Here is a 20388-nt window from a genome sequence, read left to right as displayed (position 1 = left end):
AAAATTAAAGGGTGAAAAAGTATGCAGTCAAATTCCCGACCTATAGAAGATAACACCTCCGAGGGATTAACGGCTAAAAATTATTGGGAGACTAACCCCACTGCTGCCATTGGAAAGCAAGGTTACTGGTTATCTAATCCGATTATTGAAGCTGCTATCAACCATAGACTTTCAGGTGCTAAGGGTAATGGTTATTGGTTAAGCTGGTTAGCTAATAAATTTTTCAAAAAACAACGGTTCGAGCGCCTGTTGTCTATTGGTTGCGGTGTCGGGAATCACGAGATTTTAATGGCTAAATTAGGATTGGCTACTCAAATTGATGCCTTTGATTTTTCCGAAAGTTCTTTAGAGATTGCTAGAAAAGATGCAGCCGCAGCCGGAGTAGAAATTAATTTTTATCAAGATGACTTTAATATATTTACCATTGATGATAGTAAGAAATACGATCTAGTTTTTTGTTCGGGTTCCCTGCATCACGTCAGAGAACTAGAAAGATGTTTGTCAATTGTTCGCAAATGTTTAAAACCCGATGGATATTTTATTGTCAATGAATACATAGGAGATTGCTACAATATATATAATCAAAATCAAGAGGCTTTGATTAATCGCATCTACAAATGTTTTCACTACACGCTGAGGTCGGGAACAACTGAAATATTTGCGAGTCCAAGTATTGAGAGAGTGTTCGCGAAAGACCCTTCGGAAGCAGTCCGGTCAAAGCTGATACTGCCCTTTTTAGAATTCTACTTTGATGTGGAAGTTTTGAATCCGGCCGGGGGAGGGTTACTTCATGAACTTTACCCTTTGTTAGATCACTATCAACTTTCCGACGGAGATCCCAAGAGTGAAACGATAGTCAAGTTATTGCTTGAGATTGAAAAAATCTTAATGGAGATGCCGGGAGGACTATCAAGTGATTTTTGTTTGTGTATTCTGAGACATAAAAAACCAAAAACAATGGAAATAACACCGCCTAAAATAGACTACGAAAGAGCGTGGGATAGCTACGCCCAAGAATGGAAAGAGAATAATCCTGAACTTGCTTATTTGGGCGATGAATGGATCGGAAAAGGTGCCGGTGCGGCTAATTCACTATCAGAATATGAATCTTTGATAGAACAGGAATTTATTGCGCCTTATATCAAAAAAGAACATCGGGTGTTGGAAATTGGCATCGGTGGCGGAAAAACCAGTTCGTTGCTGCTAAAATATTGCGATCGACTAATTTGTGCTGACATTTCTAGTCAAATGCTGGAAGCAACCCGATCGCGCTTGGGAGACGATCGCGTTTCCTATGTAAAACTTAACGGTTTAACATTAGATGGTATCGCCCCAGAATCGGCTGATGCCTGCTTTTGTTACGATACAATGGTGCACGTAGAACCAGTGGATATATTCAACTACCTAACTCGCATTCCGAAACTGCTGCGAGGCGATCGCATTTGCGTCTTTCACCACGGGAACATTCTCAGCGAATTAGGCTGGGAAAAATTCACCAACGAGTGGGATAAAAACTTGCTAGGACGCAGAGATGGTACGGCATTTTCAGTGATGACTGATACAATTATGGAAAAATTTCTCAACCATTTAAACTATGAAATCATCCTGAAAAATACATCTTCAGTACCACGCGATTGCGTCTGGATCTGCAAAGCGCCATTAGTAAGTTCCGGCGGTTGAAACCGCGACTATACAAACAAAGTCCACCTCCGTGGACTAATGTAAAAATTCGGAAATGGCAATGCCGTTTCCCTTCTTCCTTCTTCCTTCTTCCTTCTTCCTTCTAAAATGAAAGCATTATTTCTCCATCCCAACTTTCCGGCCCAATACCGCCACATTATCACGGCGTTAGGCGCAGACCCCAAAAACGATATAGTTTTTGGAACTAAAAACGAGCGGCCAGAATGGAACATTCCCGGTGTTCGCAAAGCTGCATTTACACCCAGCCGAGAACCCAACGCCCAGACTCACCAATACGTTCGCCCCTTAGAAAGTGCTGTCATCTACGGACAAGCGGTATTTAGAATGGCTGAACAACTCAAAGCCGATGGTTTTGTACCGGATATTATCTGCGGTCATTCCGGTTGGGGGCCGACATTGTTTGTCAAAGAAGCTTTTCCAAATACGCCACTTTTATGCTACTTCGAGTGGTTTTATCACTCGATCGGTTCCGACGCAGATTTCGACCCCGCGGAACCTTTAACAGTGGACGATATGGCGAGAATTAGAATTAAGAATGCGCCGATTTTAGTGGATTTATACTCTTGCGATTGGGGCTTGTCGCCCACTTATTGGCAGCGATCGCAATTTCCGCCAGAATTACAACAAAAACTCTCCACACTTCACGACGGCGTAGATACAGACTACTTCAAACCAGACCCCGGTGCTAAACTGGTTTTGCCTAACTTAGATTTGTCCGGCGTTGATGAAATTGTCACCTATGTATCGCGAGGAATGGAACCTTACCGAGGATTTCCAGAGTTTATTGAATCCATCGCCTATGTACAAGAACGCCGCCCCAATTGTCACGTCGTAATTGTTGGTTCCGACAGAGTTTGTTACGGGCGTTCTTTACCTAATGGTGAGTCTTACAAAGACTATATGCTCAAAAAAGTCCCGCTAGATTTGTCGCGAGTTCACTTTGTTGGGCCACTACCCTATGGACTGTATTTAAAAGTCATTCAAGCATCGGATGTACACGTTTATTTAACCAGACCTTTTGTGCTATCTTGGTCAATGATTGAATCTCTATCAACGGGATGTTTAGTCATCGGTTCCGACACCGGGCCAGTCAGAGAAGTGATTCGCGATGGAGAAAACGGTTTGTTAGTCGATTACTTCTCGCCAAAACAAGTAGCCGATCGCATTGATGAAGTTTTAGACCATCCTACTCGCATGGCAGAAGTTCGCGTCAAAGCCCGTGAAACAGCCTTGGAACGCTACAGTTTAGCTAAAATGTTGCCGCAACATCTACGATTAATCGAGCAGGTTGCAAATCGTTCAATGCCACCTACGGTTGGTATGGAACCGGAACGGGAATTGGCAGCATCTTTTGCGGTGAGAATTTAATCGTTTGTAATGTCATACCCTGGGTTTGAACTAAGTGTTGAACCCACGGTTTTTCAAATTATGGATTGCTAACAATACTGACATCGGAAGGATTATTATCAGTAATTTATGATATAGTGTTTAATAGAGCTTGTTTAAAATCTGCTGCACTTTTGTAATAAATTTCAGGATTGTCGATTAAAGCGCGATCGATTACGGTAGCTAGCGGTTGAGGGATCGAGGAAGTGCGATCGCGAATAGGAACCGCATCATTATCCAACACAGCCCGAAACGGGTCTAATCCCACAAAATTGCGCGGCGAATATCCCGTCAACATCACATACAAACAAGCCGCCGCAGCCCACACATCAACCTCCGGTTGCGCGTACTTATAATCAAGAACTTGCTGTCGCGGCATAAAATACGGCGTACCCACTTGAGAACCCGTCATAGTTTGACCACTTAAACCCGCTTGATCAAAAGCCTTTGCTAACCCATAATCCCCAATCTTAGCAACTTGTTTCCCGCCAATATTCGCCAGAAAAATATTCCCCGGCTTCAAATCCCGGTGAATCAAACCCCGTCCTTTCGCAAAACTACCATCAGCCAATCTGACATTCGGAATTTCCGCATTGTGCGTATAAGTCAAACCATCTAAGACTTGTACAATAATAGCTACAGATTCCGCGATCGGCAAAGTGCTGACACCGCGTTTTACCATCAGATCGACAACACTGCCACCCTCGCAGTATTCCATAGTAAAAAAGAAAGTGTCATCAGCATAACCAGACTCTTTTAATCCTACCACATGAGGATGTTTTAAAGATTTCGTATTTTCAATTTCCCGCATGAACCAATTAACCGCCCGCTGATTCGCAGCTACTTTTGGTAACATCACCTTCAGCGCAACTTCTTCATTAGTTTGTTGGTGTCGCGCCAAATAAACTAAACTAAAACCTCCCCTACCCAACTCCTTCAGCAAAACATAATCACCGAGAACTCCAATATTATTTTGACCGCCCACAGCTTTCAACAAAAAAGCTTTGAGCATTTCCCACAGATTCTCTTGATTTGAGGGAATAGTAGGGGGTGATTGTTGTTGGGCTGTTTTGGCATTTTCCGGGTCAAGGGCAACAGCAACTCGAAAAGAAGTATCGCTGAGTGTAAATTCATCTCCCTCCCCCAAATCATACTCTGGAAATTGAATTTGAGCCGCCTCTTCAGGAGATTGATGAGCTTCTCGCTGACCAATTTTTTTGCCATTAACAAAAGTACCATTCTTGCTACCAAAATCGCGGATGCGGATATCGGGAGGATTGATATCTAGCAAACAATGATAGCGGGAAATGGTGCGGTGTTTGTCGTCATCGGGAATCTTGGGGTAGCAATCTTTAGCGCGGCCAATAATGCAAGTAGTGCGGGTGTCAAAGATAAATTATTGGCCTTTGAGATTACCTGCGGTGATGGTGAGGGTAACTTTTGAACTCATATAGATTATAGATTTTGGATTATTCAATTTTGGATTTGGATGCTCGAAACTCTTGCTCCGCACCCTTAACAAAGGACTAACTCTTGCTCCCCCCCTTACCAAGGGGGGGCTGGGGGGGGGTAAAAGAGTTGATGCAATAAACGATGTAATTTAATCTACCCTCCTAACTCTTGCTCCCCCCTTAACAAAGGGCTAACTCTTACTCCCCCCCTTACCAAGGGGGGGCTGGGGGGGGTAAAACACCCGATGTTCTCAACGATTTAATCCCCTCCACAATCACCTCTAAAACCCCATCCAAATTATGATAAACATCATCATTAGTAAACCTCAAAAAATGAATTCTTGCCGACTCAATAAACTCTTGCCTTTCTGCATCATATTCTACAGCGCCATCCACAAAATGGCTGTCACCATCAACTTAAGCGTGCTAACTTGATTTCTGGTGAATAGAAATCTAGCACAAATGCTGCTACACTATATTGTCTGCGAAATTTACAATTTTCAAGCTGTCTGTTTCTGATACGTTTCCATAGCTGCTTTTCTGCTTCTGTCATTTCTGCGCGAAGCTTCTGTCGCTTAAATTTCTCAGAGCTTCTGTTGTAGAGTTTTGTCATTGTTATATAGGATTTTATTGTTGGTTGCTGGTATTTTAACCCCCCCCAGCCCCCCCTTGCTAAGGGGGGGGAGTAAGAGTTAGTCCTCATGCAATAATTCATCAATGAATTCTTCCCGTTCATCCTCTGTCATTCCATCCCAGTCTTTTCCCCTTTGTGCAGCAGCCTGTCGCGCTTTTTCTGGGCCATCATGGGTTAACTTTGCCCAAGATTCCCAAGGCTGCATTAGCAATAGTTTTAATAATTCGTGTTTTTTGCGATCGGGTAATTCTTGAGCTAATTCAATTACTTGCTCATCGGTTAATGTGAATGTTAATGTTGGCATCGATTCACCTCTCAGTAAAAATCTGCTTTTTCAATATATCATAACATGAACAGCTATAGTCCAGAACGCATGGGGGTTCAGAAACCGGGTTTTTTACAACAATATATCGTTCCCGTCACAGATTCAATAAAAACCCGGTTTCTTTGGACGTAGTGCATAATTCCTGTAAGTATTCTTGGCTTTGCTTCGATTCTTGGAAGCTGTTGGTGGGGAGGTAGAAACCGGGTTTCTTCCTGAATCTGGGTGATGATACATAAATTATCGCAGAAACCCGGTTTCTGGGATTGATTTTACTTTGATTATTTGCTCGTTATGTCCCGACAACCCCGTCGCAAATGTAGACTAGGCAAGGCTTCGTGGTTTTGGGCTTTATTATAAATCTTTATGAAATCCTGAAACGCTTAGATGTTACACTTTACAAGTCTCGACGCGAGAGAAGAGTTCCACCCCAACCCACAACGCACACCCCCCCACCCAAAAACCCCCATTATCCTGCCGAAACCCCACAGCCCCCGGGAGGTGAGCTTCTGGTGCTTTCTCTGAAAAAGTGAGGTCGTTGTAGTACAGCCATGAGTTATTTTTTTTCCAACCTACCTTGTCGCCAAACGCTTCCCATACTTTACCATCATATTTCCTAGTTCCCCCCAAACTTTGATAGATGCGCTTCTGCACGCTAAAGCCGAAGCGCCCATCGCTGTATTTTACCCAAAGTTGGTCAATGGTTCGCAAGTCCTCGCAGGGAAATTTATCAATACTTTTCGTATCCAGCCATCCTTCTTCCTCCCTACCCGCCACCTTCAGCATCACTCTCGCCGTTTCCTCATTGGCTTCTTTCCACTTTTTAACAGCCAATAAATTTCGCAAGTTTATATAATCCATCCCCACGGCTGAAATCACCCGCGTAGTCTCAGCCGCCACTGGTTTTGGTATCAGCAAATCCAACCATTCCTGCACCGACTGCGGGCGATTTTGCGGTTCCAACTCCATCCCTTTGATAATCGCCGCATTCACCCTGTCGCTAATCTCAGAATTAAATTGCTTTGGCGGAGTTAAAGGAATATTTTGCTTCCTGAATTGCGACGGAAACGGCAACTCACCAGTCAACATCACATAAAGCGTTGCTGCGAGGGAATAAACATCAGTATAAGCGCCAAGTTCGGCGCGTTTTTCTAATAACTCAATCGGTGCGTAACACTCAGTACCAGAATTGCTATTTGTCCTCAATTTCCCCGGCGCTGTTACCTGCCGCGCCAAGCCGAAATCAATCAAAACTGCACCCCCCTGGCCCCCCTTACTAAGGGGGGAAGAAGAGATTTCTCCCCCCTTACTAAGGGGGGAAGAAGAGATTTCTCCCCCCTTACTAAGGGGGGAAGAAGAGATTTCTCCCCCCTTACTAAGAGAAGAAAATGCCGTATTTTCTCTTACTCCCCCCCTTACCAAGGGGGGGCTGGGGGGGGTTCTTAACATAATATTTTGCGGTTTAACATCAAGGTGAGTAAATCCTTGCTGGTGCACAAAACTCAGGGCGCTGCCCACTTGTTGAATCATTGGCAAAGCTTTGGCTTCGGACAAAATGCCGTTATCTTCGAGATATTCTGCTAAATTAGTGCCGTCGATTAATTCCATCACCATGCACCACAATTCGATATTTCCTGCCATTTCGGGAAACACTTCGTAAACTTGGACGACGTGGGGATGGCTGCATCGGGCTAAAGATAAGGCTTCGTTGACAAATTTGGTTTGGTATTCGCGAAAGTTGGGTTTACCTTGAACGTTGGCGTTTAGGGTTTTGATGGCGACTACTTTGCCTTCTTTGGGGTTTTGGGCGCGGTAGGTGACACCGAATCCGCCACCGCCGAGAATTTCTTCGATTAGGTATTTGCCTTGGTGCAGTTGTTGTCCGGGGGACCAGTGCCTCATGGCGGGTTTGTGGGGATGAAGAGGATGGTTTTGATTATAGCTGAGATGGGGGAATTTTGGTTGAGGGCTTTCGTGGGGTGTTGAGAAACCGGGTTTTTTCCGAAATTTTGGGCTGCAATTAAGTATTGTCGCAAAAACCCGGTTTCTGTTTTGGGATTGTTAAGCCCTACATGATTTTAGGTACTTTGAAAAACTCCCCATCGCGATCGGGAGATCCAGCTAAGATACTTTCGCGATCGGCAAAAGGTTGCAAATCGTCCGATCGCATCACATTACTAACATCGATCGCCCGTGCTGTCGGCTTTACCTTACTTGTATCCAGTTCGCTCAACTGCTCGAAATAATCCAAAATACCGTTGAGTTGACCAGTAAACTGCTCCTCTTCTTCAGGAGTTAATTCCAATCTCGCTAACTTTGCTACTTTCCGAACTTCTTCTTTATCAATCATAAAATTTGGGAATTGGGAATTGGTCATAGGGCATAGGGCATAGGGCATAGGGCATAGGGCATTGATTATTTGTTGTTATTAGCAAAATTACTAACTACTAACTATTAGCAATTACCAAGGCCCGATGCCCTATGCCCTATGCCCAATCATAGTTAAAAATACACATCAATCTGCGATCGACCTGTGATTTTTAGCCAATTTTGCACTTCAATGTAATTGTTCGGTGCTAAGCGAATAGCTTCCTTCCAATAATCGGCTGCTTTATCAAACAGCCCTTCCGCCGCTTCCAGATTCCCAGCTTCCTTTTCTTTTTCCCCTTGATAGTGATAAATCACAGCAATATTATTTAGGGCTTGGGGCATTCTGGGATTGAGTTCTAGAGCTTGGCTGTAATACTCCAAAGCTTTGTCGTGTTCCCCGTTGCTGGTATGGATCAGCCCCATATTGTACAAAACATAACTGCGATCGTAAGGATCTTCTTCCAGCTTCAGCGCTTCCTGATAATTGTCCAAAGCTTCAGCGTATTCGCCATCAGATTGAGCCGACATACCATCTCGGTAATAAGCAAAAGCTTCCTTCGCCTGCTTCTTGGCTGGCATAATCTTGAGGATGATATCAGCCATTACCGTGAAACTTTTGTCAATAAAGTTATCGTTGCGTTGAGTTCTTGGCATATGTGATTGTTTGGTTGATGACTAATCGGAAAAATTAGTCGGTAAAGTTTTCCTATTAAGAGTTGTGGCACTATTTTGGTTTATATTAGCACCGATGAGTCTCAAAAGACTTTTGAGACTCAACTGTAAACCTGAAAACACGGGGAAGTCCTATCTATTTTAAATAACTCTTGCAAAAATTGCAAAAAACCTATTTTTTAGACTTATTTAAACTTTTATTAACTTTTCTAGGTTCAACTAATGTTTGATACTACTCAAAACTCATGCGCCCAAACACTACCAACATTTTGCACCAAAGTCAAGGTCAGCCTCCAAACAGCCTGAATTCTCCTGGTATAAACCAGTTTGAAGGCTGGCAACCTATAATTGAAAATAACCGGGTAATTTTCACAAAGAGAAAGACATGGCCCCAAATCCCAAGGTTATGCAAGCCGTCACAGAACTTGGCTACCGCGTTACGGTTGGAGACGTGGCGGCAAAAGCTGGACTAGATGTCAATTTTGCCGAACGAGAACTCTTAACCCTAGCCTCGGAAGCAGGTGGCCACCTGCAAGTAGCAGAATCCGGCGATATTGCTTACCTATTTCCCAAAAACTTTCAAGATATTTTACGCAACAAATTTTTACGGTTGCAGTTAGAGGAATGGTGGCAAAAAATTTGGCGGGTTCTATTTTACCTGATTCGGATATCTTTTGGCATAGTTTTAGTAGCTTCTATCATCTTAATATTTGTGGCGATATTCGTCGCAATTTCGGTTTTGAGCAATAACGACAACAATGATGGAGGTGGAGGCGGAGGGGGCAACAGCGGCGGTGGCTTTTCCTTCTTTCCCTACTTCTCGAACGACTTAATTTGGCTATTTTACTGGAATCAAGACGAACCTTACTACCAAAGGCGATCGCGCTTAACCAGCCAAAAACCCGAAATGAGTTTTCTAGAATCAGTTTTCTCCTTTCTATTTGGAGATGGCAATCCCAATTATAATTTAGAAGATCGTAAGTGGAGCAGTATTGCCACCGTAATTCGCAACAACCAAGGTGCGATCGCAGCCGAACAAATTGCGCCCTATCTCGACAACCTCGGACAGGGATACGCCTTTGAATACGAAGAGTATATGTTACCAGCCCTAGCCCGTTTTGACGGCCGTCCCGAAGTCAGTCCCGAAGGGCAAATAGTCTATCATTTCCCGCAATTGCAAACCACCGCGACTGAGAGAAATTCTGAACCAGTAGCAGCTTATTTGCGAGAAATGTTGTGGCGTTTCAGCCACGCTAGTTCTGGACAAATCATGCTGGCTGCGGGTTTGGGAGTGGTTAATTTGGGTGGTGCCCTATTTTTGGGAAGTTTATTGACTAAAAGTGCGATCGGCAGTGGATTGCTCAGTTTAGTAGCCACTATTTATCCAATGCTGCTGATTTACGGTGTCGGATTTCTGACAATTCCCCTAATTCGCTACTTCTGGATTCAGTGGAAAAATAGCAGCATCGCAGCCCGCAATCAAGAGCGGCAGCAGCGAGCAATGTTATTAAATCAACCCGATGCTAACTTACAAAAAAAACTTGCCTATGCCAGCGAATTTGCAGCAGAAAACATTTTGAATGGACAAGATTTAGCTTATACCACAGAAACCGAATTAACAGCGCAAGAACTAGAACAGTCAGCTAAGATAGATGCGGAGTGGCAAAAGCGGATTGGGCGATCGGAAAATTTGTAATCAATCAAGTAGCCTGGGCGAAGAGAAGCCGAGATTTTTTACCAACACTACGCAAACTATCCAATTTTTTTGTTAGTTAGTCCACGGAGGTGGACTTTGTTTGTGTAGTCGCGGTTTCAACCGCCGGAATTTCCAAATTTTTTGTTAGTTAGTCCACGGAGGTGGACTTGGTTTGTGTAGCCGCGGTTTCAACCGCCGGAATTTCCTTTGTTTGTTTAGTCGCGGTTTCAACCGCCGAATAATCTGGCATCTTCCTCAATTTTTTAACCACTTTAGGGCGTTTAAAAATCAAACTATTCTGGTCATACTTCGAGTCATGACGGAGAGCCACAAGTTCCCAGCCCTCATCCCCCAATTCATTAATAAATAAATGTAAAAATCCTTGTTTCCACTCTTGTTGTTCTTCACCATTGACATATAAACTAATCAATTTATTACCAAAAGGATACATATTAGCATCCACCAATAAATACTCCCACTTCTGCATATAAATCCTGTATTTAGTCATTCAACCACTAACCAATTCCTACCAATTACTGCACCGCAATTCTAGCCAAAGAAGCACCCCGATAATAGTGCAGCAAAATCTGCTGGTAGCCATATCCCTGCCTTGCCAAATTGTACGCGCCCCACTGACTCATGCCCACAGCATGACCGAAACCTTTACCAGCAATTTGAAACCCCGTCGGAGGCTTACCGCTATTTCTGCCACTAAAAATCCCCCCATACTGAGGAATCACCGTAAAGCGAGTGCTCCTCAAATTCAGCACCCGACGCAGATCCGCACCAGTCATCACCCTAGAACCACCATCTCCGACTACTTTCATCGTAATCACGCTACCATAGGCTGTCGTGCGTTCAGGCTTCATGGAGATCACATTACCAACGCCAGAAATCAGACTGCTGATTTGAGCCTGTGTAAAATTTTCTTTCCACTGGTAAACCGGTGCCCCTTGGTCAAAATCGGGAACAGCCCGCAGATAAGGCAACGCTTCTGTCCAAACATCCTCAACATTCTCAGTATGTCCCCCAGAAGCAGAGTGGAATACCGCTAAAATAATTTGACTGTTGTAGGTAAGAACTTGACTCGTGGTGGCATCCACGGCAGAGTAAGTACCCGAAGATTCTGTTTGCAGTCCTTTATAAACCTGGGAAGATTGAGTCGCATCTACATCGTAAAGGTCGGTTTCGCTTTTGAGGCGTTGGTGGATAGCGTAGGAACGGGCGGCGACGGCTTGGGCTTTCAAAGCCTCTTGAGGCCAATTGCCACTCATTTCAGCGCCGAGAACGCTGTAGAGATACTGTTCGATATCAACGTAATTGACGGCAGTTAAGCCATTTTTTTGCGGACTCACAAGGGTGCGTCCCCGATACCATCGATCGCCAATCCAAACATAACCGTTCCCCGTCGGCTCGATCCAAATTTGATTGGCAGCCCAGGAGCCAATGGTCACTTTTCCCGATCGAAATTGAGCAGACAAAGCACTGTTTGCCGTCAACTCACCCAAATTACGGCCACTACCATCCCGGATTGCAGCCTTAGTGGAACTGCCAACTCTTACCTGACTTGCCCCGTCTTGGATTGCCACTCGCAAGATCAACGCCGCCTGTGCTGGGGCTACCATTACCAGCCAAAACAACAGCGAAATCCAAAAATAGCGTTTTCCTAATGTCGAAACAAAGGAAGCAAAGAACACTCCTGGCTGCATTTGATAATTTTCCTCCTGTTATGTACAAATTTTAAAGTTCGAGATGGTTCGGTTCTGGAAAAAGCAAGAGAATAGCAGAAAGAAAACGTTAGAATTGGGTTTAACACTCTCTGCGCGCGTCAAAAATGATTTGAGCGAGTAGATCCTCCCAGGAACACAGGGCTGTTTCATTCTTTGTAGGGGCAATCCCCCCGTGGTTGCCCCAATGCCTGAAATGACGGAAAATTGTCGGTGGGGGCGGGTAGGCACGCACCATCCACTACCCCTACAAAACGATGATTTATCTGAGAATGAAACAGCCCTGCCCAGGAACAGCGATTTATCCCAATTCCTGTCGATCGGCATTTCCTGAAGGTCGGATTAGCCGCACTCTGGATATATGTAACATATTTTTTAACTTTAATTGAGGTGATTTGACTCTTGCAGATTACATTTCTCGGAACTAGCTCAGGCGTACCCACGCGATCGCGCAACGTTTCCAGCATCGCCCTCCGCTTGCCCCAGCGAGCAGAACTCTGGCTATTTGACTGCGGCGAAGGAACCCAGCACCAATTCCTCCGCAGCGAGCTCAAAGTCAGCCAACTCACCCGCATTTTCATCACCCACCTACACGGCGACCACATTTTCGGCTTAATGGGTTTGCTGGCTAGCTGCGGTTTAGCGGGGAATGTCAAGCGCATCGATATTTACGGGCCTCCGGGACTTGAAGAATATTTGCAAGCTGGAGTTCGCTATTCCCAAACCCATTTTTCATACCCAGTGAAAGTCCACAAAAGTCATCCAGGAGTCATCTATGAAGATGACGAATATATTGTGAGTTGCGGCCCTTTGAAGCATCGAGTTACTGCTTTTGGCTACCGCATAACCGAGAAAGACCGTCCCGGACATTTTGATGTCGAAAAAGCGAAGGCAGTTGGTATTCCTTCCGGGCCTGTTTACGGTCAATTAAAACAAGGAAAAACAGTTAAGTTATCGGATGGGCGGGAGTTTAAAGGCACTGATTTTTGTGGGCCCGATCAAATCGGTAGGAAGTTTGTGTATTGTACGGACACAGTTTATTGTGACGGTGCTGTGGAATTAGCCAAGGATGCGGACTTGTTAGTGCATGAAGCTACTTTTGCTCATCAAGATGCTCAAATGGCCTTCGATCGCCTCCATTCAACTTCGACAATGGCTGCTCAAGTGGCTTTGAGTGCTGGGGCGAAACAGCTAATTATGACCCATTTTAGTCCCCGTTACGCTCCGGGAAATCCCATCGTCCTAGATGATTTGCTCAAGGAAGCCCAGGCTATTTTTCCGAATACAAAAATGGCCTATGACTTTTTGACCTACGAAGTACCCAGACCAGTTTCCAACTAGACGGGAACTCAGCATAATCTGGGAGAACCTGGAATCATCTATCTCAGGACTTATGCACTCCAAGCAAAGAAACCGGGTTTTTTACGGAATCTGCCGATGAAAACCCAATATTTTCGTAAAAAAACCCGGTTTCTGAACCCCCTACTCAGCCAAATTGCCAATATTCAACTCACCGAGACGCTTCAAAATACTCAGTACGCTGTACAACTCGTTCCCTGGATTAAAAAGGTAAAACTTCCGAGAAAAAGCATACTGTGTTGTTTCTCGCTTAACTAACTTTACAAACAGAAAATCTGCCCCATTCGTTAGCAATCCGTAAGTAGGTCGATCGCTATTGAGATTAGCTAACATATACGCCAGCAACTGCGGAATCCCTACTTCCAAAGAAAACGCCACTTGCTTGGATTCGATAACCACTACCCAAAACTCCTGAAACAAAGCCAACACATCCAACTGTCCCCTGACAATCATTCCTTCATCTTCGTCAACGATTTCTACAGACTTTTCTGAAGTAACATGAAAAGGAGCAAGATAAAAATCAGCTAAATCCAACAACGGAGACAGCACTACCATTTTGACTGTATTTTCCAGTAGCGTGGGACGTTTGAGCAAATTCCTGTAACTTGCTTTCACTCTGTCTAATCGTTGTTTTTCAGCTTCCGAGATTTCTGGTAAATCATCTTGCCACTCGCGAAAGAATTGGTCATCTTCAATCCACTCAATTTTGAAGTTGGTTTCCAAATCGTTCAGCGCAATATTGCGAGCTTGAATTGTTTGTACCATCGTTTTACACTAAGTTTAAAGTCTGTACAGATTGTGCAGTCAAGTGGTCATTACCCACCTATAGAATAGATGGGAATGACCTAATTGCTGTATCTATTAGCTCTTGATTTCCAACACGGAAACTCTCTTTTCAAGTTCTAGTATCCTCTGAATTATTGGTAAATCTTCTACAGAATCTAGTTCATTCTCAGTAGGGGCGGTGCCAAGAGTGCCCGCCCAGAGGTCTGAAACGCTGATTTGATGGTTGGTGAGGGGGTAGGCACGGGGCACTACCCCTACAAAATCGCGGTTTTTCCGAGAATGAAACAGCCCTGCCCACCGGGCCCAATTCCCCAAAAAAATGTAACGAGTTGTAAAGTATAATTAAACCGAAGCGAACACAGAGGCCAAGTAATATCAAATGCGAGTTGCGATCGCCGGAGCAGGCTTAGCAGGACTTTCCTGCGCTAAATATCTTACCGACGCGGGCCACACCCCGATCGTCCTAGAAAGTCGGGACGTACTCGGCGGCAAAGTAGCCGCCTGGAAAGATGCAGATGGTGACTGGTACGAAACCGGCCTCCACATCTTCTTCGGCGCATACCCCAATATGCTCCAACTCTTCAAAGAACTTGATATTGAAGACAGGCTGCAATGGAAACAGCACAGCATGATTTTCAATCAACCAGAAACCCCCGGAACCTATTCCCGCTTTGACTTTCCCGACATCCCCGCCCCCTTCAACGGCGTAGCAGCCATCCTGGGCAACAACGATATGCTCACCTGGCCCGAAAAAATCAGCTTTGGCATCGGCTTAATTCCGGCGATGCTTCAGGGTCAAAAATACGTCGAAGCAATGGACAAATACTCCTTTTCCGAGTGGCTGAAAAAGCAAAACGTCCCCCCCAGAGTCGAAAAAGAAGTATTCATCGCCATGTCCAAGGCGCTCAACTTCATCGATCCCCACGAAATATCCGCAACCATACTGCTGACAGCCCTCAACCGCTTCTTGCAAGAGAAAAATGGCTCGAAAATGGCCTTTTTAGACGGTTCCCCCACGGAGAGGTTGTGTCAGCCAATGGTAGACTACATAACTGAGCGCGGTGGCGAAGTCCGGCTGAATGCACCAATCGGGGAGTTTTTGCTCAACGATGACAACACCGTGCGCGGCTTCCAGATTCGCGGGGTAAAAGGGGCAGAGTCCGAAATTCTGACAGCCGATATCTACGTTTCTGCCATGCCCGTAGACCCCCTGAAGCTGATGATGCCGGAACCTTGGGGCAAAATGGACTATTTCAAACAGCTCGAAGGCTTAGAGGGAGTACCCGTAATCAATGTACACTTGTGGTTCGATCGCAAATTAACCGACATCGATCACTTGCTGTTCTCGCGATCGCCCTTGCTAAGCGTCTACGCCGACATGAGCAACACCTGCCGCGAATATGCCAACCCAGACAAATCAATGCTGGAACTGGTTTTAGCACCGGCCAAAGACTGGATCGGCAAATCTGACGAAGATATCGTCGCAGCCACAATGGTCGAGTTAGAAAAACTCTTTCCCGATCAAATCCCAGCACCCGCTAAACTGCTCAAATATCACGTAGTCAAAACCCCTCGTTCCGTCTACAAAGCCACCCCCGGCCGCCAGGATTGCCGTCCCTCACAAACAACTCCCATTAGCAATTTCTATCTAACGGGGGATTATACGATGCAGCGTTATCTTGCGAGCATGGAAGGTGCCGTGCTTTCTGGTAAGCTGACAGCGCAGGCTATTTCAACGGCAAATAAAAAATGAAAAATTAAGAATTTTTCATAAAGACGTAAAAGAATCTCCCGTTTTTCTAGACGGGGGAGTGTCAGTTCTAATCTTTAAATTTCTTATTCTCGGATGCTGCAACTGTCAAAACTCCAGTGCATGAGAACTCTGGCCTCTGTGGATGAATCCTACGAACTGTGCCGCCAAGTCACGGCGAGTTATGCCAAAAATTTTTATTTAGGCACTCAACTCATGCCCGAAGCCAAGCGTCGGGCGATTTGGGCGATTTACGTCTGGTGCCGCCGCACCGACGAACTCGTAGACGGGCCCGGTTCTGATGCAACAACCCCTGAAACCCTCAATCTGTGGGAAAAACGCCTAGAATCAGTGTTTGCCGGCCACCCCCACGACGACTACGACGTAGCTTTGGTAGATACGTTGTCTCGTTTCCCGATCGACATTCAACCCTTTCGAGAGATGATTGCCGGCCAACAAATGGACTTGTACCGCAGCCGGTACGAAACTTTTGAAGAGCTCAATCTTTACTGTTATCGGGTAGCCGGTACTGTCGGGATGATGTCGATGTCTGTGATGGGTGTGGACGAATCGAATCCCGCTGCTAACTGGAATTGGCACTGGGGTAATAAAATTCCCAAAGAAGAAGCCATCGCCCTTGGTATCGCCAAACAGTTAACTAACATTCTGCGCGATGTCGGAGAAGACGCCCGCCGCGGCCGCATTTACATTCCCCTAGAAGACTTAGCACTGTTTAACTACACCGAAGAAGACTTATTCAACGGCGTAATTGACAACCGCTGGCGAGAATTAATGCGCTTTCAGATTCAGCGAGCTCGCAAATTATATGCTAGCGCCGAACCGGGAATCAAAGTGCTCAGTCCCGATATCCGCTGGACTGTGTGGGCTGCTACCATGCTCTATAGCAGAATCTTAAATGCGATCGAACGCAATCAGTACGATGTGTTCCAGAAGCGGGCCTACGTTACCAATTTTCAGAAATTGCAGTGTCTCCCCGCCGCTTGGCTGAAATCCAAAATTCTTTAGCCCAATGATATTGCTGATATCTTAGTCCCAGTCTGCTGGGACTTTGTTTGTGCAGTATCAGAATTTTATTCGGCGGGTTCAACTGCTGTTTTCTGGAATTTTGCTTCTAAATTTTGAATTTGTTCCCGACGCGCTTCTACTTCAATCAAACGACGAGATAATTCTTGACTTTGCAAAGTCAGAGATTGCCGCCATTCTTCTGCTTTCTCGGCTTCTAGCTGCAAAAATTCAAGTGTAATACCATTTTTGAGATACTTATCAACTAATTCCACTACCCAGTTAGTAGCGGATCGCAGATTCACAATTTCGCTATTTTCCCCAATATCTGCTAATACTAAAACACCTTCATTCAAGATATTACCTACAAAATTATTGGACACCTCAGCAAAAATTTTAGGTAACGTCAATACCTTTTGTTCAGAAAGAATCGCCCAACTATCATCAGCATTTTGACAAGCCAACAATTCCAGAGAGGCTTCGCCTAAAACTTCCTGATTTTTTACTTGAGCTAAATATAGCATGACGGTTATTAGTTAGGGGTTATTCGTTATTGGTTACTTGTTTGATTTACGATCTGGTACGGGCGGGTTTTACCAACAATCTCTGCCCAAAACTAAATATCTCAAAAACCCGCCCCGGCCCTTCGGGTTAACATCTGCCAAAAAGCCTGTGAAGAACAAGCCAGAGGGCCTGTTCCACAATAATTATGGGAGATATCGATTAGAATAACTTAAGGCGATCGCGCAAAATTTCCGCCTGTTTTTCGGCCTCCGCCAAACCATCTCGCGCCACCTGAACAACTTGTGGATCTGCCTTTTCCACAAACTTCTGATTAGTCAAACGCGCCGAAGTATGCTTAATTTCCCCTTCTATCTTAGCCAACTTTTTCTCTAACTTAGCACGCAAAGCCACCAAATCCACAACTCCTGCCAAAGGAATCAATACTTGTACAGTACCCACAACTCCAGCAATTGACCCCCCCTGCCCCCCCTTACCAAGGGGGGGATTAAGGGGGGGTTCCGCATCCAAACTAGCAGCAATCGTCAGGTTTTCCACCCTGGCCAAATCCTGAATGTAGATAGCGCAATCTGAGAGAATCTGGCGTTCTTTAGCGCTTTCACTTTGCAAAATCGCCGTCACCTTAACTCCAGGCTTGATATCAGTATCAGCCCGCAAATTCCGAATAGTCCGAATCGTACCAAATAACAACTCAAACTGCTGTTCTAACTCAGAATCGATTAGGGATGCTTGCACTTCAGGATAACTTTGCAAAGCCAGACATTCATCCTCACCTGTTTGAGTCAGAGTGTGCCAAATCTCCTCAGTAATGTGAGGCATAAAAGGATGCAAAAGTTTCAGAATACCTTCCAAAACAAAAGCAAAAGTTTGCTGTGCCGCTTTCTTATAATTCGGTTCAGCATCCTGTTGTAAGCGAGACTTGACCAATTCAATATACCAGTCACAGAAATCGCCCCAAATAAACTCATAAAGTCCCTTCGCCGCTTCCCCAAAAGCGTAAGTTTCAAAATCATGGCGGCTTTGCTGCACTACTTGATAGTAGCGAGAAAGAATCCAGCGATCGCACAATTCCAAGGGCGGGCACGGGGGCACCGCCCCTACGGTGGGCTGGGGGTAAGGATTCCCCAATTGCTGCGGAGTCTGTCCCTCCAGATTCATCATCACAAACCGCGCAGCATTCCACAACTTATTAGTAAAATTCCGCGAAGCTTCCACTGATTTAGACTCATCAGTTTTGCGATCGTATTCCAAGCGAATATTTTGACCAGCCCCTACCACTTCCTTAACCAAAGTATAGCGCAAAGCATCAGTCCCGTACTTACCAATCAACAGTAGCGGATCGATACCATTCCCTTTACTCTTAGACATTTTCTGACCATTTTCATCCAACACCAAACCGTGAATGTAAACAGTATCAAAAGGCATTTTTCCCGTAAAATGTCCTGCCATCATCGTCATTCTAGCCACCCAGAAAAAGATGATATCAAAACCCGTAACTAAAGTCGTTGTCGGATAATAAAAATCTAAATCCTTAGTTTCATCCGGCCATCCCAAAGTAGAAAAAGGCCATAACCCAGAAGAAAACCAAGTATCCAAAACATCTGGATCTCTTGCTAAATCGACATCTTGCCCAAATTTAGCCACAGCTTTTTCCCTAGCTTCAGCTTCACTTTTTGCCACCACAAATGGAGTCGTGTCAGTAATTTCTCCCTGAGTTTCGCTAACAGCATACCAAGCCGGGATTTGGTGTCCCCACCACAATTGTCGGGAAATGCACCAATCTTTCAACTTTACCAACCAATCCCGATAAACCTTTGTCCATCTTTCCGGCACAAACACTGGTGAATTCTCTTCATCTAAGGCTGCTAAAGCGCGTTCAGAAAGAGGATTAATTTTCACAAACCATTGAGTAGAAAGTAAAGGTTCGACGGGGACTTTACCGCGATCGCTGTAGGGAACTGTATGTTTGTAATCTTCGATTTTAACCAAAAATCCGTCTGTTTCTAACCGCTTTACCACATTTTTGCGAGCAACAAATCTATCTTGTCCTTGGAACTCTCCCGCATTTTCATTTAAACTGCCGTCCTTGTTCATGATGTTGATAAACGGCAAATCGTGGCGTTTACCCATCTCGAAGTCATTGGGATCGTGGGCGGGAGTGACTTTAACGCAACCAGTGCCAAAAGTGCGATCGACAAACTCATCCGCAATCACCGGAATTTCCCGATTCACAATGGGTAAAGTGACAGTTTTACCGATAAGATGTTGATAGCGATCGTCCTCTGGATTCACAGCCACAGCCGTATCGCCCAACATCGTTTCCGGCCGAGTCGTCGCCACCTCCAAATAACCCGAACCATCAGTCAAAGGATAGCGGAAATGCCACAAATGCCCGTCAACTTCCTGCTGGTCAACTTCCAAATCCGACACAGCAGACTGACTCGCGGGACACCAATTCACCAAATAATTGCCGCGATAAATCAGCCCCTCATCATACAGTCGAACAAAGGCTTCTAAAACCGCAGCGGATAAGCCTTCATCCATCGTAAAGCGTTCTCGCGACCAATCGACAGACACGCCCAAACTGCGCAATTGATTAGTAATAGTATTGCCAGACTCAGCTTTCCACTCCCAGGCTTTTTCCAAGAATTTTTCTCGGCCTAAATCGTAGCGAGTTTTGCCTTCAGCTTTAAGTTGCTTTTCCAGAATAGTTTGAACTGCGATGCTAGCATGATCCGTTCCCGGCAACCACAGGGTATTGCGCCCTGTCATCCGCTGATAGCGCACGAGGACATCAATCAGCGTCTCTTCAAAAGCGTGTCCCATGTGGAGGCTGCCGGTGACGTTGGGCGGTGGGATGACTACGCAGTAAGGTTCGCCACCTTGTTCTGGGTCAGCTTTGAAGGTTTGGTTGTCTTCCCAGTATTTTTGCCATTTGGCTTCGGTGGCTTTGGGGTCGTATTGGGGTGGTAGGTTTGCGGTCATTGGC

The 20388-nt window shown here is 45.2% G+C and carries 19 protein-coding genes; 7 read left to right on the top strand and 12 right to left on the bottom strand.

Annotated elements, in window-relative coordinates; translation table 11 throughout:
- The first annotated feature begins 21 nt into the window (after positions 1 to 21).
- Together AAFP11_RS00450 and AAFP11_RS00445 are read left to right on the top strand one after the other, a co-directional pair.
- Positions 22 to 1680, top strand: a complete 1659-nt coding sequence (locus tag AAFP11_RS00450) for a class I SAM-dependent methyltransferase (protein WP_341735228.1) — start codon at positions 22 to 24, stop codon at positions 1678 to 1680.
- Positions 1681 to 1788: 108 nt separating this feature from the next.
- Entirely contained in the window at positions 1789 to 3069 is a 1281-nt protein-coding gene (locus AAFP11_RS00445; RefSeq protein WP_341735227.1) for a glycosyltransferase family 4 protein, read from the top strand.
- Between the two features lie 106 nt (positions 3070 to 3175).
- On the opposite strand, the gene AAFP11_RS00440 is transcribed toward AAFP11_RS00445, so the two are convergent.
- Positions 3176 to 4396 (bottom strand): protein kinase, encoded by a 1221-nt coding sequence (locus tag AAFP11_RS00440; RefSeq protein WP_341735390.1) that lies wholly within the window; start codon positions 4394 to 4396, stop codon positions 3176 to 3178.
- Here AAFP11_RS00440 and AAFP11_RS00435 point away from each other — a divergent pair.
- Positions 4382 to 4531 carry a hypothetical protein gene (locus AAFP11_RS00435; RefSeq protein ID WP_341735226.1) on the top strand — a complete coding sequence of 50 codons (150 nt, stop codon included), beginning with the start codon at positions 4382 to 4384 and terminating at the stop codon, positions 4529 to 4531. The genes AAFP11_RS00440 and AAFP11_RS00435 overlap by 15 nt on opposite strands.
- A gap of 217 nt (positions 4532 to 4748) precedes the next feature.
- Here the strand turns inward: AAFP11_RS00435 and AAFP11_RS00430 are convergent, their stop codons facing one another.
- The 6 genes from AAFP11_RS00430 to AAFP11_RS00405 form a co-directional block, all read right to left on the bottom strand.
- Positions 4749 to 4934 carry a DUF559 domain-containing protein gene (locus tag AAFP11_RS00430; RefSeq protein ID WP_341735225.1) on the bottom strand — a complete coding sequence of 62 codons (186 nt, stop codon included), beginning with the start codon at positions 4932 to 4934 and terminating at the stop codon, positions 4749 to 4751.
- Between the two features lie 16 nt (positions 4935 to 4950).
- Entirely contained in the window at positions 4951 to 5091 is a 141-nt protein-coding gene (locus AAFP11_RS00425) for a DUF559 domain-containing protein (RefSeq protein WP_341735224.1), read from the bottom strand.
- A 139-nt stretch (positions 5092 to 5230) separates the two neighbouring features.
- Entirely contained in the window at positions 5231 to 5476 is a 246-nt protein-coding gene (locus AAFP11_RS00420; RefSeq protein WP_325315589.1) for a hypothetical protein, read from the bottom strand.
- 408 nt (positions 5477 to 5884) lie between these two features.
- Positions 5885 to 7396, bottom strand: a complete 1512-nt coding sequence (locus tag AAFP11_RS00415; protein ID WP_341735223.1) for a serine/threonine-protein kinase — start codon at positions 7394 to 7396, stop codon at positions 5885 to 5887.
- Positions 7397 to 7562: 166 nt separating this feature from the next.
- The gene (gene gatC, locus AAFP11_RS00410) at positions 7563 to 7844 is read right to left on the bottom strand and encodes an Asp-tRNA(Asn)/Glu-tRNA(Gln) amidotransferase subunit GatC (RefSeq protein ID WP_341735222.1); all 282 of its coding nucleotides are present in this window, start codon (positions 7842 to 7844) and stop codon (positions 7563 to 7565) included.
- A gap of 152 nt (positions 7845 to 7996) precedes the next feature.
- Positions 7997 to 8518, bottom strand: coding sequence for a photosystem I assembly protein Ycf3 (locus tag AAFP11_RS00405; protein ID WP_341735221.1), 522 nt, complete (start codon positions 8516 to 8518; stop codon positions 7997 to 7999).
- A 403-nt stretch (positions 8519 to 8921) separates the two neighbouring features.
- Between AAFP11_RS00405 and AAFP11_RS00400 the strand changes: the two genes are divergently transcribed.
- Positions 8922 to 10232, top strand: a complete 1311-nt coding sequence (locus tag AAFP11_RS00400) for a hypothetical protein (protein ID WP_341735220.1) — start codon at positions 8922 to 8924, stop codon at positions 10230 to 10232.
- Between the two features lie 148 nt (positions 10233 to 10380).
- Here AAFP11_RS00400 and AAFP11_RS00395 read toward each other — a convergent pair whose 3' ends face one another.
- Both AAFP11_RS00395 and AAFP11_RS00390 read right to left on the bottom strand, forming a co-directional pair.
- The gene (locus AAFP11_RS00395) at positions 10381 to 10740 is read right to left on the bottom strand and encodes a hypothetical protein (RefSeq protein WP_341735219.1); all 360 of its coding nucleotides are present in this window, start codon (positions 10738 to 10740) and stop codon (positions 10381 to 10383) included.
- A 25-nt stretch (positions 10741 to 10765) separates the two neighbouring features.
- Positions 10766 to 11941, bottom strand: a complete 1176-nt coding sequence (locus tag AAFP11_RS00390) for a SpoIID/LytB domain-containing protein (RefSeq protein ID WP_341735218.1) — start codon at positions 11939 to 11941, stop codon at positions 10766 to 10768.
- Positions 11942 to 12361: 420 nt separating this feature from the next.
- Here AAFP11_RS00390 and AAFP11_RS00385 point away from each other — a divergent pair, with 420 nt between their 5' ends.
- A complete protein-coding gene (locus tag AAFP11_RS00385) occupies positions 12362 to 13300 on the top strand; it encodes a ribonuclease Z (RefSeq protein WP_341735217.1) in 939 nt (312 codons plus the stop codon).
- Between the two features lie 141 nt (positions 13301 to 13441).
- Here AAFP11_RS00385 and AAFP11_RS00380 read toward each other — a convergent pair whose 3' ends face one another.
- Positions 13442 to 14083, bottom strand: coding sequence for a restriction endonuclease subunit R (locus tag AAFP11_RS00380; RefSeq protein WP_341735216.1), 642 nt, complete (start codon positions 14081 to 14083; stop codon positions 13442 to 13444).
- A 400-nt stretch (positions 14084 to 14483) separates the two neighbouring features.
- On the opposite strand from AAFP11_RS00380, the gene pds reads away from it, so the two are divergent.
- Entirely contained in the window at positions 14484 to 15857 is a 1374-nt protein-coding gene (pds, locus tag AAFP11_RS00375; protein WP_340519740.1) for a 15-cis-phytoene desaturase, read from the top strand.
- 93 nt (positions 15858 to 15950) lie between these two features.
- Positions 15951 to 16880, top strand: coding sequence for a 15-cis-phytoene synthase CrtB (gene crtB, locus AAFP11_RS00370; RefSeq protein ID WP_341735215.1), 930 nt, complete (start codon positions 15951 to 15953; stop codon positions 16878 to 16880).
- A gap of 65 nt (positions 16881 to 16945) precedes the next feature.
- On the opposite strand, the gene AAFP11_RS00365 is transcribed toward crtB, so the two are convergent.
- Together AAFP11_RS00365 and AAFP11_RS00360 are read right to left on the bottom strand one after the other, a co-directional pair.
- Complete coding sequence (locus AAFP11_RS00365; protein WP_340519734.1) at positions 16946 to 17401, bottom strand: hypothetical protein; 456 nt, start codon at positions 17399 to 17401, stop codon at positions 16946 to 16948.
- Positions 17402 to 17600: 199 nt separating this feature from the next.
- Positions 17601 to 20384 (bottom strand): valine--tRNA ligase, encoded by a 2784-nt coding sequence (locus tag AAFP11_RS00360; protein ID WP_341735214.1) that lies wholly within the window; start codon positions 20382 to 20384, stop codon positions 17601 to 17603.
- Between the last annotated feature and the right edge of the window lie 4 nt (positions 20385 to 20388).

Source organism: Microcoleus sp. CAWBG640 (genome assembly GCF_020883015.1).
Lineage (GTDB): Bacteria > Cyanobacteriota > Cyanobacteriia > Cyanobacteriales > Microcoleaceae > Microcoleus > Microcoleus anatoxicus.
Note: the sequence above shows the minus strand (reverse complement) of the source record. Positions and strands in the feature narration are given on the sequence as shown.